General features: G+C 72.0%; 15 protein-coding genes. 6 read left to right on the forward strand and 9 right to left on the reverse strand.

Going from position 1 to position 14,392, the window contains the following annotated elements; all coding sequences use genetic code 11:
* Positions 1-10: 10 nt before the first annotated feature.
* Positions 11-1,402, reverse strand: a complete 1,392-nt coding sequence (locus B0I33_RS13045; protein WP_106179013.1) for an FAD-binding oxidoreductase — start codon at positions 1,400-1,402, stop codon at positions 11-13.
* Between the two features lie 18 nt (positions 1,403-1,420).
* Entirely contained in the window at positions 1,421-1,846 is a 426-nt protein-coding gene (locus B0I33_RS13050) for a PPOX class F420-dependent oxidoreductase (protein ID WP_106179014.1), read from the reverse strand.
* A gap of 155 nt (positions 1,847-2,001) precedes the next feature.
* On the opposite strand from B0I33_RS13050, the gene B0I33_RS13055 reads away from it, so the two are divergent.
* The 4 genes from B0I33_RS13055 (at position 2,002) to B0I33_RS13070 (ending at position 6,684) form a co-directional block, all read left to right on the forward strand.
* Positions 2,002-2,505: a MarR family winged helix-turn-helix transcriptional regulator gene (locus B0I33_RS13055; protein ID WP_106179015.1), complete on the forward strand. Its 504-nt coding sequence runs from the start codon at positions 2,002-2,004 to the stop codon at positions 2,503-2,505.
* Positions 2,502-5,114: an MFS transporter gene (locus B0I33_RS13060; protein ID WP_106179016.1), complete on the forward strand. Its 2,613-nt coding sequence runs from the start codon at positions 2,502-2,504 to the stop codon at positions 5,112-5,114. Before B0I33_RS13055 ends, B0I33_RS13060 begins: the two co-directional genes overlap by 4 nt.
* A complete protein-coding gene (locus B0I33_RS13065; RefSeq protein ID WP_106179418.1) occupies positions 5,114-5,935 on the forward strand; it encodes a YceI family protein in 822 nt (273 codons plus the stop codon). Before B0I33_RS13060 ends, B0I33_RS13065 begins: the two co-directional genes overlap by 1 nt.
* A gap of 77 nt (positions 5,936-6,012) precedes the next feature.
* A complete protein-coding gene (locus tag B0I33_RS13070; protein ID WP_106179017.1) occupies positions 6,013-6,684 on the forward strand; it encodes a DedA family protein in 672 nt (223 codons plus the stop codon).
* Positions 6,685-6,689: 5 nt separating this feature from the next.
* Here the strand turns inward: B0I33_RS13070 and B0I33_RS13075 are convergent, their stop codons facing one another.
* The 3 genes from B0I33_RS13075 to B0I33_RS13085 all read right to left on the reverse strand — a co-directional run bounded on the left by B0I33_RS13075 (position 6,690) and on the right by B0I33_RS13085 (position 8,848).
* Entirely contained in the window at positions 6,690-7,100 is a 411-nt protein-coding gene (locus tag B0I33_RS13075; protein WP_106179018.1) for a VOC family protein, read from the reverse strand.
* A gap of 218 nt (positions 7,101-7,318) precedes the next feature.
* Positions 7,319-7,951, reverse strand: coding sequence for a nucleoside/nucleotide kinase family protein (locus B0I33_RS13080; protein ID WP_106179019.1), 633 nt, complete (start codon positions 7,949-7,951; stop codon positions 7,319-7,321).
* A 45-nt stretch (positions 7,952-7,996) separates the two neighbouring features.
* Positions 7,997-8,848 carry a PfkB family carbohydrate kinase gene (locus B0I33_RS13085; RefSeq protein ID WP_106179020.1) on the reverse strand — a complete coding sequence of 284 codons (852 nt, stop codon included), beginning with the start codon at positions 8,846-8,848 and terminating at the stop codon, positions 7,997-7,999.
* A 164-nt stretch (positions 8,849-9,012) separates the two neighbouring features.
* Between B0I33_RS13085 and B0I33_RS13090 the strand changes: the two genes are divergently transcribed.
* Together B0I33_RS13090 and B0I33_RS13095 are read left to right on the forward strand one after the other, a co-directional pair.
* Positions 9,013-10,050, forward strand: coding sequence for a LacI family DNA-binding transcriptional regulator (locus B0I33_RS13090; RefSeq protein ID WP_106179021.1), 1,038 nt, complete (start codon positions 9,013-9,015; stop codon positions 10,048-10,050).
* 90 nt (positions 10,051-10,140) lie between these two features.
* Positions 10,141-11,010: a LacI family DNA-binding transcriptional regulator gene (locus B0I33_RS13095; RefSeq protein WP_106179022.1), complete on the forward strand. Its 870-nt coding sequence runs from the start codon at positions 10,141-10,143 to the stop codon at positions 11,008-11,010.
* Positions 11,011-11,013: 3 nt separating this feature from the next.
* Here B0I33_RS13095 and B0I33_RS13100 read toward each other — a convergent pair whose 3' ends face one another.
* From B0I33_RS13100 to B0I33_RS13115, 4 genes are all read right to left on the reverse strand, one after another.
* A complete protein-coding gene (locus B0I33_RS13100; protein ID WP_106179023.1) occupies positions 11,014-11,664 on the reverse strand; it encodes a TrmH family RNA methyltransferase in 651 nt (216 codons plus the stop codon).
* Between the two features lie 14 nt (positions 11,665-11,678).
* Positions 11,679-12,077 carry a DUF2784 domain-containing protein gene (locus B0I33_RS13105; protein WP_106179024.1) on the reverse strand — a complete coding sequence of 133 codons (399 nt, stop codon included), beginning with the start codon at positions 12,075-12,077 and terminating at the stop codon, positions 11,679-11,681.
* Between the two features lie 297 nt (positions 12,078-12,374).
* Positions 12,375-12,938 (reverse strand): orotate phosphoribosyltransferase, encoded by a 564-nt coding sequence (pyrE, locus tag B0I33_RS13110; protein WP_106179025.1) that lies wholly within the window; start codon positions 12,936-12,938, stop codon positions 12,375-12,377.
* A 360-nt stretch (positions 12,939-13,298) separates the two neighbouring features.
* Positions 13,299-14,360: a LysR family transcriptional regulator gene (locus B0I33_RS13115; RefSeq protein ID WP_106179026.1), complete on the reverse strand. Its 1,062-nt coding sequence runs from the start codon at positions 14,358-14,360 to the stop codon at positions 13,299-13,301.
* Positions 14,361-14,392: the final 32 nt, after the last annotated feature.

The raw sequence follows: 14,392 nt of genomic DNA on the forward strand, positions 1-14,392 counted from the left end.
GCCACCCGGGTCAGCCGGGCTGCGTGAACATCGACCCGGGGTTGAACAGGTTCCCCGGGTCGAGCGCCCGCTTCAGTTCCCGGTGCACGCGCAGGCCGACCGGGCCGATCTCCCTGGCGAGCCAGTCCTGTTTGAACTTGCCGACGCCGTGCTCGCCGGTCACCGTGCCGCCCAGGGACAGCCCGAGGTCCAGGATCGCGTCGAACGCCCGCCGCGCCCGGTCGAACTCGCCCGCCGCCCCGGCGTCGTAGACCACCGTGGGGTGCATGTTCCCGTCGCCCGCGTGCCCGACGACGGCGATCCGGAGCCCCACCTCGGCGGAGATCCGCTCGCACCCGGCGACGAGCTCGGCGATCCGCGTCCGCGGCACACACACGTCGTCGGTCATGCAGGAGCCGTACGCCTCCAGCGCGCCGTGCACCACCCGCCGGGCCTGCAGCAGCAGCTTGCCCTCCGCCACGTCGTCGGTCGCGTGGGTCAGCTCCGCGCCCGCCTCCCGGCAGACCCGTTCCACCGAGGCCAGCTCGCGCCGGGCCGCGTCCCCGCCCGCGTCCGACTGGCACAGCAGCAGCGCGCCGGAGCCCGATCCGGTGCCGAGGTCCGTGCCCAGATAGGCCTCGACCGCCGCGATCGTCGTGGCATCCATGATCTCCATGAGGGACGGCACGAGCCCTGCCCGCACGATCCGGCTCACCGCATCGCCCGCCTCCCGCGCCGAACCGAACGCCGCGACGAGGGTGCCCGGCGCCTCCGGCAGCGGCCGCAGCGCCAGCGTCGCCTCGGTGATGATCCCGAGCGTGCCCTCGCTGCCGACGAACAGGCTGGTCAGGTCGTACCCGGCGACGCCCTTCACCGTGCGCCGCCCGGTGCGCAACACCTCACCGTCGGCGAGCACCACCTCGAGCCCGAGCACCGAGTCGGCGGTGACCCCGTACTTCACGCAGCACAGGCCGCCCGCGTTCGTGGCGAGGTTGCCGCCGATCGTGCACCAGTCGTAGCTGGAAGGGTCCGGCGGGTAGAACAGCCCGTGCTTCTCCACAGCGGCACGCAGGTCGAGGTTCACCACGCCGGGCTGCACGACGGCGAGCCGGTTCGCGGGGTCCACCTCGACGATGCGGTCGAGCCGCGTGGTCACCAGCACGACCCCGCCCTCGATCGCGTTCGCGGCACCGGACAGCCCGCTGCCCGCGCCCCTCGGCACGATCGGCACACCGTGCGCCGCGCAAGCGGTGACCACGGCCCGCACCCCCGCCACGTCGGCGGGCAGTACGACCGCCAGTGGCGTCCCCGCGGGGGCGAGCGGCATCTGGTCGCGGGAGTACGCGGCGGTGACCTCGGGGTCGGTGAGCACGGCGTCGGCGCCGAGTCCGGCACGCAGCCGGTCGAGCAGGGCGGCGGTCATGCCGTCACGCTATCGGGATCAGCGCGCCATCCCGTAGACCCGCGCGACCCGCAGCCGCACCACCACGCGCCGGTCGGCGACCATCGCGTCGCGGTACTCGGCCCAGTCCGGGTGCTCACCCTGGATGCGGCGGTAGAGGTCGACGAGTTCCTCGACGGTGGCGTCGTGCGGATCGCGGGCCACCGCCGAGAGCTCGGCGGTGCCCTCGGCCACCGCGTACGACCAGCCGTCCTCGCTCGACACGTGGTAGCTGGCCCTCGGGTCCCGGCGCAGGTTCCTGGTCTTCGCCCGGTCGTCGGTCACCGAGACGAGGATCGTGTCGGCGGCGGGGTCGTACAGGTGGGTGACGTTCGACAGCTGCGGCCGCCCGTCCCGCTTGATGGTCGCGAGGACACCGAGGTGCCGACTGCCGAGAAGCTTCCGTAGCGCCTGGTCGTCTGCCATGTGGTCGGCAACGCGGCGGGGAAGCGGACCATTCCTGGGTGGCGTCGGACACACGCCAGTTATTTGGGTTGCGCAACTAACCATCCGGGTACATGCTTGGTGGAGGCAACTAGTTGTAGCAGCCAATCAAGACGTTCCCGACGAAGGCACCTTTCATGGCACACACCGAGGACGACCTCGCGGTCGCCGACGAGCTCGGCAGGCAGACGGTCCGGTTCATGCGGCTCATGGCGCGCGTCAAGTCGCAGGTCGCCAAGCACGGGCCCGACGGGATCGAACGGGCTGCCTACGCCATCCTCTTCACCCTCATCCACGAGGGCCCCCAGCGCACGAGCAAGCTGGCCGAGACGCTGCACTCCGACATCTCCACCATCAGCAGGCAGAGCAGCGCGCTGGTGCAGCACGGCCTGGTGGAGCGGCAGGCCGATCCCGAGGACGGCCGCGCGAACCTGCTCGCGCCGACGGCGGAGGGCCTGCGGGTGTTCGAGGAGAACCGGCGCCAGCGCAACCGGTGGCTGGCGACCGTGCTCGCCGAGTGGCCGGAGGAGGACCGGCGCCGGCTCACCGAGTACCTGGACCGGCTCAACAACAGCATCGAACGACACGACCCGCTCCGCGCCGAACAGGCAGCGAGCGAGACCGAGGGGGCAGGCGCATGACAGCCGCGGTCAACGAGCAGGACGCCGCGAAACCCGCCGACGACAGCGGGCCCGACCTCAGCCACCGGCAGATCGTGGTCATTTTGATCGGGCTGATGACGGGGATGTTCCTCGCCGCACTCGACCAGACCATCGTCGGCACGTCGATCCGCACGATCGCCGACGACCTCGACGGCCTCAGCCTGCAGGCCTGGATCACCACGGCCTACCTCATCACCGCCACGATCGCGACGCCCATCTACGGCAAGCTGTCCGACATCTACGGGCGCAAGCCGTTCTACCTGGCCGCGATCACGATCTTCGTGGCCGGCTCGGTCGCGGCCACGTTCGCGCAGTCGATGTACGAACTCGCCGCGTTCCGCGCGGTGCAGGGACTCGGCGCGGGCGGGTTGATGTCGCTGGCGCTGACGATCCTGGGCGACATCGTCCCGCCCCGGCAGCGGGCGCGCTACCAGGGCTTCTTCCTCGCCGTGTTCGGCACCTCGACCGTGCTCGGCCCCGTGCTCGGTGGCTTCTTCGCCGGGATGGACTCCTTCCTGGACATCGCGGGCTGGCGCTGGGTGTTCCTGGTCAACGTGCCGCTCGGCGTGCTCGCCCTGTTCGTCGTGGCGAAGGTGCTCAACGTCCCCCACCAGCGACAGAACCACCGCATCGACTGGTGGGGCGCCCTCGCGCTGGCCCTCTGCCTCGTGCCGTTGCTGCTCGTCGCCGAACAGGGCAGGGAGTGGGGCTGGGGGTCCACGGCCGCGGTCCTCTGCTACGGCATCGGCGCCGTCGGCCTGGTGCTGTTCCTGTTCATCGAGCACGTGATGGGCGACGCCGCGCTGATCCCGCTGCGGCTGTTCCGCAACGCCACCTTCAGCGTCGCCATCCTCGGCGGCTTCATCGTCGGCATCGCGATGTTCGGCGCGATCACGCTGATCCCGCAGTACCTGCAGATCGTGCAGGGCTACTCGCCCACCGAGTCGGGCCTGCAGATGTTGCCGCTGATGCTGGGCATCATGTCCGGCTCCGTGCTCGCGGGCCAGCTCACGTCCCGCACCGGCCGGTACAAGATCTTCCCGATCATCGGCACCGCGCTGATGTCGACCGGCATGCTGCTGTTCGCGCAGGTCGAGTGGAACACGCCGCTCTGGCAGCTGATGCTGTACATGCTGCTGATCGGCTTCGGCCTGGGCAACTGCATGCAGACCCTGATCATCGCCGTGCAGAACGCGGGGCCGAGGCGGGACATGGGCGTGTCCACGGCGTCGGCGACGTTCTTCCGGCAGATCGGCGGCACGGCGGGGGTCGCGGTGTTCCTCTCGGTGCTGTTCAGCACGCTCACCGACAACATCGCCGAGGCGTTCCGGAACTCCGGGCTGCCCGCGTCGGCGATGGCGTCGGTCGGCGGGAACATCATGGAGGACTCGTCGTTCCTCGCCACGCTGCCGCCCGAGCAGGCGACGCCGTTCTTCATCGGCTTCACCGAGTCGATCAACCTGGTGTTCTACATCGGCGCCGGCGTGGCGGCGATGGCCTTCCTCGTGCTGCTGTTCATGCGCGAGATCCCGCTGTCCGACAGCGCCCCGAAGGCCGCACCGGTGGAGGGCGCCGAGGCGCTGGTGGAGGACGAACGGCCCACCGCGGACGACCCGCGCACGGCGGCGCTCGCCGACGCCGACGAGGCGCTCGACGCCGACCCCGACCTGGTGGCCGCGGGCAGGCACGCGCGGGCCGAGCGGAACGGGCACGGCGAGCTGATGACCGCGGGCAGCCCGATCACGGCGGCCACGACCGGGTTCGGCGACGCCGTCGAGACGTCCGGGCCTCCGGTCACCGGACACGTGCGCAGGCACGACGGCTCGGCCGTGGCCGGGGCCGCGCTGACCCTGATCGACCAGCGGGGCCGTCAGGTCGGCCGCGGCTCGGGGAACGGCGACGGCACCTTCTCGGTGTCCACCCCCGGTAGCGGGACCTACGTGCTGATCGTGTCGGCGAACGGCCACCAGCCGCAGGCGTCCAGCGTCGTGGTCGGCGACCGGGCCGCGGAGGTCGACATCACCCTGGCCGGCTCCGGGGAGGTGACCGGTGTGGTGCGCGCGGCGGGCACCGGCACGCCCCTGCCCGGCGTGACCGTCACGCTGACCGACGGGCGCGGCGAGGTCACCGGTGCCCGCATCACCGGCGACGACGGCACGTACTCCTTCACCGGGGTCGGTGCGGGCGGGTACACGCTGGTCGCCAGCGGCGAGCGGTTGCGCCCCGCCGCCGTGCCGCTCACCGTGCCGGACAGCGGCGTGCTGCGGCAGGACCTGGAGCTGGCCGGGGCCGTGCTGCTCACCGGCGTCGCGCGCACCGAGGACGACCGGGCGGTGCCCGACGCGCGGATCACCGTGCTCGACGCCGAGGGCGACGTCGCCGCCGTCACCCGCACCGACGACGCGGGCCGGTACGTGGTCGGTGACCTGCCCGAGGGCGAGTACACCGTGGTGGCGAGCGGCTACCCGCCCGCGACGAGCCGGGTCGCCGTGGCCGCCGGGGACGTGACGCACGACGTGCGCCTCGGCTACGAGCAGGCCATCGACGAGCTGACCGGGACCAGGTGGACCAGGGAGGCACGGGCCTGATGTCGGGGCTTCGCGGCATCGTCCGCTCGGCGGGCGGCTGGGGTGTCGGGCACGCCGTGCTGACGGTCACCGACCTGGCGGGGCGGCAGCTGGCGCTGACCCACGCGGACGACGCGGGCGGCGTGGCGACCGAGCCGCTGCCACCCGGCGTGTGCACGGCCGTGGTGACGGCGAACGGCTTCCTGCCCGCCGCCCGCACCGTGCACGTGGCGGGCGACGGCTCGGCCTCGCTCGGCGAGGTCGCGCTCGAGGCGGAGGCCGAGTCGGTCGAGCTGCCGCCACCGGGACCGTGGGTGATCGACCCGGTGCACTCGTCGGTCGTCGTGACCGCCCGCCACCTCGGGATCGCGAGCGTCAAGGCACGGTTCCCGGACGTCGGTGGCCGGATCGTGGTCGAACGGCCGGTGGAGCGCTCGACCGTGCACGCGGCGATCGCCGCCGCGTCGGTGGACACCGGTGTCAAGCCCAGGGACGACCACCTGCGCTCGGCCGACTTCCTCGACGTGGAGCGCTACCCGGAGATCGGCTTCGCGGGCACGAGCCTGCGCAGGCGTGGCGCCGACTCGTGGGTGCTCGGCGGCGAGTTGAGCCTGCACGGCAGGTGCCGCGAGATCGAGCTCGACCTGAGCTACGGCGGGTACGGGCCCGATCCCTGGGGCGGGGTGCGCGCCGCGTTCCACGCCGAGACCCAGCTGCGCCGCGACGACTTCGCGATCGACTACAGCGCGGTGGTGCGGGCCGGGGTGGCCGCGATCGGCACGGCGGTCAAGGTGGAGTTGGACATCCAGGCGGTCCAGGGCGAAAAACTGCCGGAATTCTGACGGTCGCCGCCCCGGAATCGAGCGTTTGCACCCGTTCGGGTGGGAGTACTCCGAGCGCGCCACGTACTCTGCCGGACGTGGGTTTCGTACACGCGGGAGCCGAGAGCGTCGCGCCGCACTGGCTGGCGACGGCGGGGCCCCTGCTCGTCTGGATCATCGTGCTCAGCTTCGTGCTGATCGAATGCGCGCTGATCATCGGCCTGTTCCTGCCCGGCGACTCGCTGTTGTTCGGCGCCGGTGTGGTGCTGGCACAGCACGGCGCCGACGGCCACGCGTGGGCGCTCTCCGGCGCCGCGCTGGTCATCGCGATCGTGGGCAACCAGATCGGCTATCACATCGGCAAGCAAACGGGCACGCGCTTCATCGCCCGCCGCGGCGGCAAGGTGCTCAACAGACAGAACCTGGAACGGGCACGCGCCTTCCTCAACCGGAGAGGCTTCCTCGCGATCGTGGCCGCCAGGTGGATTCCGTGGGTGCGCACGCTGGCACCCCTGATCGCGGGCGCCGCCAGGATGGACCAGCGCCGGTTCATGGCCGCCACGGCGGCCGGCGCGGTGCTGTGGGTGCCCACGCTGGTGCTCCTCGGGTACTACGGGGCCGGGCTGCTCGACGTGCTGCCGTGGCTGAAGACCGCCCTCGTGTGGGCGAGCATCGCGTTCTTCGTGGTCGGTACCGGCTACGGCGTCTGGCGGTACCGGCAGGAGATGCGCAAGCCGATCGACGAGGACGCGGCTGCCGCCCGCGCCTGACTGACTCACTCGGGGTCGGCCCAGACCTCCAGCTGGATGCCGTCCGGGTCACGGAAGACGACGACCTCGGATCCGGGCATGGTCCGGGACGGCGCGGCCGGTGTGTAGATGACGCCGTACTCGGCGAGCCGCTCCTCCCACTGCCGCAGGTCGGCTCGCGAGGCGACGCGGAAGGCGACGTGGTCCAGGCCGGTGTGCCGCTCGTCGAACGGCGGCCGCTCGGCGTGCTCGTGCTGGACGAGCACCACCGCGAAGCCGTCGCCGGGGGCACGCAGGATCACCTTGCGCAGCCCGGTCTCGGGGTCCTCCCGACGTGCTATCTCCTCGAAGTCCAGCACCCGGACGTACCAGGGCACGCTGCGGTCGACGTCAGTCACCGTGAGCGCGAGATGGTGTACGCACGCGAGTTTCGACATGTGCGCGGCCGTCCTTCCGCCGGGTGCCGCTGTGAGCGCGACCTTGCTGAATTCTCGGCGGTGCTCCCGCTCGGCCGCAGAGCCGGTGGCTGGAATGGGACGTCGCCGTAACCGTGTCGTACTCCATCCGGCCCAACGCACCCCGCCGTCCCTGCCCCGTACACAGGACTGTGGACAACTCCGGGTTGTCCACACCGTGCCTGTGGACAACCCGGCCGTCACACCGCGAAGTGCGGCAGGGCGATCCCCTCGACCACCACGTCCGCCCTGGCCGCGGTCGGCGCGATCAGGTCGGCGTTGCGCTGGTCGGAACCGAGCGCACGCTGCTTGGCCTCCACCAGCGAGCGACCGAACTTCCGGTGCCGGGTGACCAGCCGCTCCAGCCGCTCGTCCTCGTCGGGGCGGAGGTACCACACCTCGTCGAGCAGCGACCGCAGCTCGTTCCACGGCTCGGTCTCGAGCAGCAGGTAGTTCCCCTCGGTGATGACGAGCCGGACGCTCGGATCGACCGGGACGGCGCACGCGATGGGCTCCTCGATCTCCCGCCGGAACTCCGGCGCGTACACCGGCTCGTCACCCTGCGCCAGCCTGCGGATGAGGTGCACGTAGCCGTAGGCGTCAAACGTGTCGGGCGCGCCTTTGCGGTCGGTGCGGCCGAGGCGGTGCAACTCCGACTGCGCCAGATGGAAGCCGTCCATGCCGACGACCGCTGCCCGGGTGCCGATGGCGTCGGCCACCCGCCACGCCATCGTGGTCTTGCCCGCCGCCGGGGCGCCCGCGATCCCGAGCACCCTCCGCTCTCCGCTGTCGACCAGAGCCTGTGCCCTGGCCAGTAGTTCCTCGAACGTCATGTCTCTCCCATCGTGTCCATCATGCCCGCATGCCCACCGGGTCGTTCAGCCCGACCGGCCCAGCACCGTCCTGACCGGGCCGAGCCACGATCGCGGTCCCACATGCCGCACGCGCTCGGCGGCGACGCGGTTCGCGAACCCGATCAGCTCGGGTAAGGCCAGCTCGCCCACCCGCAGCGTGAGCGCTCCGTGCCACACGTCTCCGGCTCCGAGTGTGTCGCGCGCGGCCACGTCCGGCACCGGCACCGCGCCGGAGACGGCGCCACGTCGCCAGCGGACCGGCTCCGCGCCCGCCGTCGTGATCACCGTCGGCACCCTGCGCAGCAGATCGCCGGGCGCGGAGAACCGCGCCGAACACGCCGCGATGTCCGCCAACGGCAGCAGTTCGGCGAACACCGGGCGCCAGCTCCCCGCGTCCAGCACGACCGGGATCCGGTGCCCGCGCGCCCACCTGGCGACCGTGACCGCGAGGCGCGGGTGGTGCCCGTCGAGCAGGACCGCGGTGAGGTCGCGGGGGTCCGGCAGCGCCGCCGGGTCCGGCGCCACGTCGGGTGCGGCCGCGGCGTTGTGCGAGACCACGGTGCGCTCGCCGTCGCGTTCGCGCACGGCCACCGCGCTCACCGCGGGTGGCGCGTCGTGCGCGGGCAGCGCGTCCAGCAAGGTCACCCCGCAACCGGTCAGGTCAGCTCTGGCCAGCCCGGCGAGCGGGTGGGTGCCGAGCACGGTGAGCAGCGCCGCCTCGCCGCCGAGCGCCGCGGCCGCCACGGCGGCGTTGGTCGCGGGCCCGCCTGCGGCCACGTCCACGGAACCGGACTGCACCTTCTGTCCCGGCTCGGGCAGCTCGCCGACCCGCTGCACCACGTCGACGGTGCACAGGCCGACGCACAGCACGCTCACCCCGGCACCTCGTTCCCGGTACCGCGCACGCTGTCCACCCCGACGTTCCCTCCGCTCGAGACACCGCGGACGCCTGGAACGTAGACAGCCGCTATGCTGACTCGCAAGCGTTTGCGCAAACGCTTGCCGCACCGGGAACCGAGCCGATCGCGAAGGACCGAGCAATGCCCCCGTCGAGGTCGTCCCGGCCGACTCAGCGCGACATCGCCGAACTCGCCGGCGTCTCCATCACCACGGTCTCGCACGTCGTCAACGGCACCAGGGCGGTGGCCCCGGAGACCCGCACCGCCGTGTTGCGGGCGATCGAGCAGACCGGCTACACCGGTGACGCGATCGCACGCTCCCTCGTCACCGGAGGCACCCGGACGATCGGCGTGGCCATCTCCCTGCTCGCCAACCCCTACTTCGCGGCACTCATGCAGGCCATCGAACGGGAGGCGGCGGCCGCAGGCTACACCGTGCTGCTCGCCGACACCCATGACACCGCGGAGACCGAACAGGCGACGGTGCGCGCCCTGCGGGCCCGCCGGGTGGAGGGCGTGCTCCTCACGCCGTCCCCCGGCGACGGACCCGTGATCAACGAGATGGTGTCGCTTGGCATGCCCGCGGTGCTCGTGGACCGCGTGTCGACCCGGACCGACATCGACCAGGTCGGCGCGGAGAACATCCAGGCGACCTCCGCGCTCACCGCGCACCTCGCCGCGCGCGGCCACCGGCGGATCGGGCTGGTGAGCGGCGCCCCGCGGCTGACGACCAGCGAGGAGCGCACGCTCGGTTACCGCCTCGGTCTCGGCAGGGCCGGCCTGCCGTGGAATCCCGATCTCGTGGCGTGCGGGCACTCCGAGGCCGAGCACGGCTCCCGCGCGCTCGGCTCGCTGCTGGACCTGCCCGACCCGCCCACGGCCGTCGTGGTCGGCAACGACGCGATGATGGTCGGCGTGCTGCACGAGGCCCGGCGCCGCGGTTTCCGGGTCGGCAGCGACCTCGCCGTGGCCGGGTACGACGACGTGGAGTGGGCGGACCTGGTGGATCCGCCGCTGACCACCATGGCCCAGCCCATCGCGGAGATCGGCAGGCAGGCCGTCCGGTTGCTGCTGGCCAGGATCAACGATCCCGAGCGGAAGCCCGAGACCATCCGGCTGCCACCGACGTTGTGTCACAGACAGTCCTGCGGTTGCCTCCCGGCCCACCCGTTCAGCTGATTCGAACGCGAAGTTTCACGTACCGCGTGTGTTCATCCAGGCGACGTACTACCGTCTGGCCCGCACGCGTCCCCACGGGAGGGTCTCGCGATGACCACACTGCCCGACGCACTGCCCAGGTGGGCGAAGCCCGCCGCACACCGGCTCGGGGTCGTTCTCGCGGCAGGCCCTGGCTCGGCCGAGCTCGCCGCCGCGATCGAAGCGGCCGCGGGCGAGGCCGACTGCGCGGTCGCGGGCGCGGACGTGTCCGAGGACGTGCGGGCGGAGCTCTCCTCCGTGCGCGCCCTGCGCGCACAGGGCGTCGACGGGGTCCTGCTTTCCCCCTCACCCGGCGCCGACACGGTCGTCACCGAACTCGTGCGGCTCGGCGTCCCCACGGTCCTCGTCGACCGGCTGGCCGTCCGCACCGACGTCGACCAGGTGGGGGCGGAGAACGTCCAGGCCACGTCGGCGCTGGCCGAGCACCTCGCCGCACTCGGGCACCGGCGGATCGGGCTGGTCGGCGGAGCGCCCGGCCTCGCCGCCAGCGAGGAGCGCGCGCTGGGTTACCGGCTCGGCCTCGGTCGCGCCGGGCTCACCTTCGACCAGGCGCTCGTGGCGTGCGGACGCTCCACTCCGGACGGTGCGGCGGTGGCGGCCCGCGGGCTCCTCGACGGCTCCGACCCGCCGAGTGCGCTGGTCGTCGGGGGCGAGAGCATGCTGGCGGGCGTGCTGCGCGAGGCACACCGGCGCGGACTGCGCGTCGGCACCGACCTGGCGCTCGCGTGCTACGGCGACGCCCCATGGGTCCGCGACGCCGACCCGCCGGTCACAGCGGCGGCACAGCCGGTGCGGGAGATCGGCCACACGGCCGTGCGGCTGCTGCTCGCCCGGCTGGCCGAACCCGACCGGCCACAGGAGACGGTGCGGCTGCCACCCGCCCTGCTGCACCGGGCGTCGTGCGGCTGCCGCGGAGCGTGACCCTCACCAGGCGAGGCCGGGGTCGGCGTGCTGGCGGATCCACGTGTGCATCACGATGCCCGCGGCGACCCCCGCGTTGATCGACCGGGTGGTGCCGAACTGCGCGATGGAGACGACCCGCTCCGCGACGTCCTTCGCCTCGCCGGAGAGTCCGGGCCCCTCCTGCCCGAACAGCAGCACGCACTCGCGTGGCAGCTCCGCCGTCTCGACCGGCTCGGCACCGGGCATGTTGTCCACGGCCACGACCGTGAGCCCGCGCTCCCCGGCGAACTCCGCCAGCCCGGCCACCGTCGCGTGGTGGTGCAGGTGCTGGTAGCGATCGGTGACCATCGCACCGCGCCGGTTCCACCTCCGCTTGCCGACGATGTGGACGGCGGCCGCGGCGAAGGCGTTGGCCGTGCGCACGACCGTGCCGATGTTGTGATCGTGCTGGAAGTTCTCAATGGCGACGTGGAACGGATGCCGCCGGGTGTCCATATCGGACACGATGGCCTCGCGGCGCCAGTACCGGTAGGCGTCGACGACGTTGCGCCGGTCCCCGTGTTCGAGCAGTTCCGGATCGTAGCGGTCGTCGTCCGGCCACGGCCCCGGCCAGGGCCCCACCCCGACCTCGCCGCGGGCGACCCACTCGGTGGGCCCGGGAACGTCGATCACCCGGCCATTCTCGCTCAGCCGAGGCGCACGGGCTGCGGCGGGACCTCGCCGCCGGGCGCCTGCTGCCGGTGCCGCCACACCAGATACGCACCGACGTAGGAGGTGAGCACGACCAGCACCGCGACGATCCCGGCCACCGGCAGCAGCTCCCTCGGGAACAGCGTGTCGTAGATGTAGTACTCGTTGAACCCGCCCGGCAGCGGGCCGAGGCCCTGCCGCGCACGCAGCAAGTCCTCGAGCTCGGTGAGCGGGCAGGGCAGCGGCAACACGTTCACCGCCACCCCCCACGCGGCGAACAGCACATGGACCACGAGCGTGCCCGGCCACCGCCAGCCCAGAAAGCCGCCCAGCCCGATGTAGAGCAGCGCGGCGAAGTGCACCCCCGTCGTGACAGCGGTGAAGAACCCCAGCATCGACCCCACCTACCCCTGTGAAATCCCCGTCAAGCGCCACGGTACTCCGAAAAGGAGTTCGCGTCGCCGACAAAACCGCAGGTGGCCGCTATCGGGACGGGGGCGGGGGCGGCTCGTCCTCCGGAAATTCCGACGGAGTCTCGGTGGGGTAACGGCGGGGTTTCTCGTGCGGGTACTGCTCGGCCTCACCGCGGCGCGGCCCTCGGTGCGGGAACGGCGGCCGCCGGTCACGCCGGTCCGGCGGCTCGGGGGGATCCCGTGGCTCGTCCATGCCCCCCACGGTAGTGCCGGGTCCGGTCAGGCCAGGCCGAGGTCGTCGAGGTCGAGCAGGTAGCGGTAGGGCAGGCCTTCCTTCTCGATCGCCTCCCGCGCGCCCGTGTCACGGTCCACGACCGTGGCGACGCCCACGACGGTCGCGCCCGCCTCGGCGAGCGCCTCCACCGCCGTCAGCACGCTGCCGCCGGTGGTGGACGTGTCCTCGACGGCGAGCACGCGCTGCCCGGCGACCTCCATGCCCTCGATCCGCCGCTGCAGTCCGTGCTGCTTGGCCGACTTGCGGACCACGAACGCGTCGAGCACGACACCGTCCGCGGCCGCCGAGTGCAGCATGGCCGTCGCCACCGGGTCGGCGCCAAGGGTGAGGCCGCCGACCGCGACGTAGTCCCAATCGTCCGTCAGCTGCCGCAGCAGCTTCCCGATCAGCGGGGCGGCCGCGTGGTGCAGCGTCGCCCTGCGCAGGTCGATGTAGTAGTCGGCCTCCTGACCGGACGCCAGGGTCACCTTGCCCGGCACGACGGACAACTCGGTGACCAGCCTGGCGAGCTCCAGCTTGGCCGGCTGGTCGAGGGACGGTTTCACCACGTGGCCGAGTCTTGCACACGGGCGTTGGCGGGGCGCTTCCCGTGTCTCTCCTCGCGACGGCTACGGGTGCGGGCGCCACTCCGGGTTGGCTGGTCGGCGAACCGCTCACCGGCCCCAAGCATTTCTTCCGCTCGTTCACCGTCGAGGAACTAGGCCGGCTCATGACCGCCCGCCCCACCGAAACCGTCGTCCACGCCCACGAGATGGGCATCTACAAGCGCTTCACTAGGCAAGTCGAGTGTCGGAACTGGAGTTGTCGGGATCGCAGGCGATCGTCGTTGCCTCGACCGCGAAGGGCGAGTTTTTCCCAGGCTGGCCGTCGGCGTGCATCCCGGCCAGGGCGCGACGCGCGGCGACGCATCAGCCCGGTAGGGCCGAGGGGATGGCTCGTCGGGTCGGCGCAGCTTCGTCAAAGGCATTCCACAGCAGGTTGAGCGGGTGGTCGTCGGCGTAACGGCCGCGTTCGCCCTTGCGAGCAAAGATGCCAGTGACGATCTCCAGGCGCGGCTTGTAGTCGTCGGCGAGGTCGATCTTGCGCAGGCCCTGGCCGGGCAGGCGGCCTTCGAGGGCGGCGTCGGCGACGCGTTCGGTGGTGAGCAGGCAGCCGTGCAGAAGTTGGCTGGTGAGCAGGTTGAGGCCGTAGTTGAGGGAGTCGATGTCGGCGATGACGTCGAGCACCCCGCGGTAGTCGGGGCCGTACCAGCGACTGAGGAACTGGGCGAGCAGGCCGGCGGTCGGGGCGAGCAGGGGCAGGCCGGGCAGCCGGTCGGCGGTGACCGGGGTGTCAGGCAGTTCGCGGGCGGTGAGATTGGTCAGCAGAGCGACGCGTTCGCGGTGCCATTCCAGGAAGTCGTAGTCCAGGGTGGGCGGTCGGCCGGGTTCAGCGGCGAAGCTGCCGCACACCAGGTCGACCTTCTTCGCGTCGAGCTTGCGCCACAGGTCGCGGGTGCGGACGTGCTCGATGTTGAGGTGCACGCCGCGGCGCTCGAAGTCCTCGCGCAGCGCAGGCCACACGGCGCCGAGGAACTGCACGGTGAACTCGGTGGTGCCGAAGGTGACGGTGGACCCGACCCGGCGACGGCTGCGGTGCAGGCTGTCGGTGACCGCTTGCAAGGTCTGCCTGGCCAGGGCGACGACCTCGTCGCCAGAAGGGGTGAACAGGAAGTCCTTGCCACGGCCTTGTTTGACCACGAGCGCCTCACCGACCAGGCGGGTCGCGGCCTTGTTGAGGTTGTCGAGCTGCTTCTGCACGCTGGACTGCTCCCGCCCCAATGCGCGGGCAGCGCGTTGCGCGGTACCGGTGGTGTGCACGACGGCGAGGGTGCGCAGTTGGTCGAGGCTCACGTCGAGCATCTCGGGCGGGCAGACCAGGAGTGTGGCCAGCACGTCCGCCGCGTCGGCGTCGTCGCTTATTTCCGGCACCGCTCCTCCTCGCTTCCGACCCTCGGCAGGAC

The organism is Prauserella shujinwangii (genome assembly GCF_003001955.1).
Lineage (GTDB): Bacteria > Actinomycetota > Actinomycetes > Mycobacteriales > Pseudonocardiaceae > Qaidamihabitans > Qaidamihabitans shujinwangii.

Coding starts and splice junctions, on each gene's coding strand:
- B0I33_RS13045 (WP_106179013.1), bottom strand. CDS start 1,402: ATGACCGCCGCCCTGCTCGACCGGCTGCGTGCCGGACTCGGCGCCGAC.
- B0I33_RS13050 (WP_106179014.1), bottom strand. CDS start 1,846: ATGGCAGACGACCAGGCGCTACGGAAGCTTCTCGGCAGTCGGCACCTC.
- B0I33_RS13055 (WP_106179015.1), top strand. CDS start 2,002: ATGGCACACACCGAGGACGACCTCGCGGTCGCCGACGAGCTCGGCAGG.
- B0I33_RS13060 (WP_106179016.1), top strand. CDS start 2,502: ATGACAGCCGCGGTCAACGAGCAGGACGCCGCGAAACCCGCCGACGAC.
- B0I33_RS13065 (WP_106179418.1), top strand. CDS start 5,114: ATGTCGGGGCTTCGCGGCATCGTCCGCTCGGCGGGCGGCTGGGGTGTC.
- B0I33_RS13075 (WP_106179018.1), bottom strand. CDS start 7,100: ATGTCGAAACTCGCGTGCGTACACCATCTCGCGCTCACGGTGACTGAC.
- B0I33_RS13080 (WP_106179019.1), bottom strand. CDS start 7,951: ATGACGTTCGAGGAACTACTGGCCAGGGCACAGGCTCTGGTCGACAGC.
- B0I33_RS13090 (WP_106179021.1), top strand. CDS start 9,013: ATGCCCCCGTCGAGGTCGTCCCGGCCGACTCAGCGCGACATCGCCGAA.
- B0I33_RS13095 (WP_106179022.1), top strand. CDS start 10,141: ATGACCACACTGCCCGACGCACTGCCCAGGTGGGCGAAGCCCGCCGCA.
- B0I33_RS13105 (WP_106179024.1), bottom strand. CDS start 12,077: ATGCTGGGGTTCTTCACCGCTGTCACGACGGGGGTGCACTTCGCCGCG.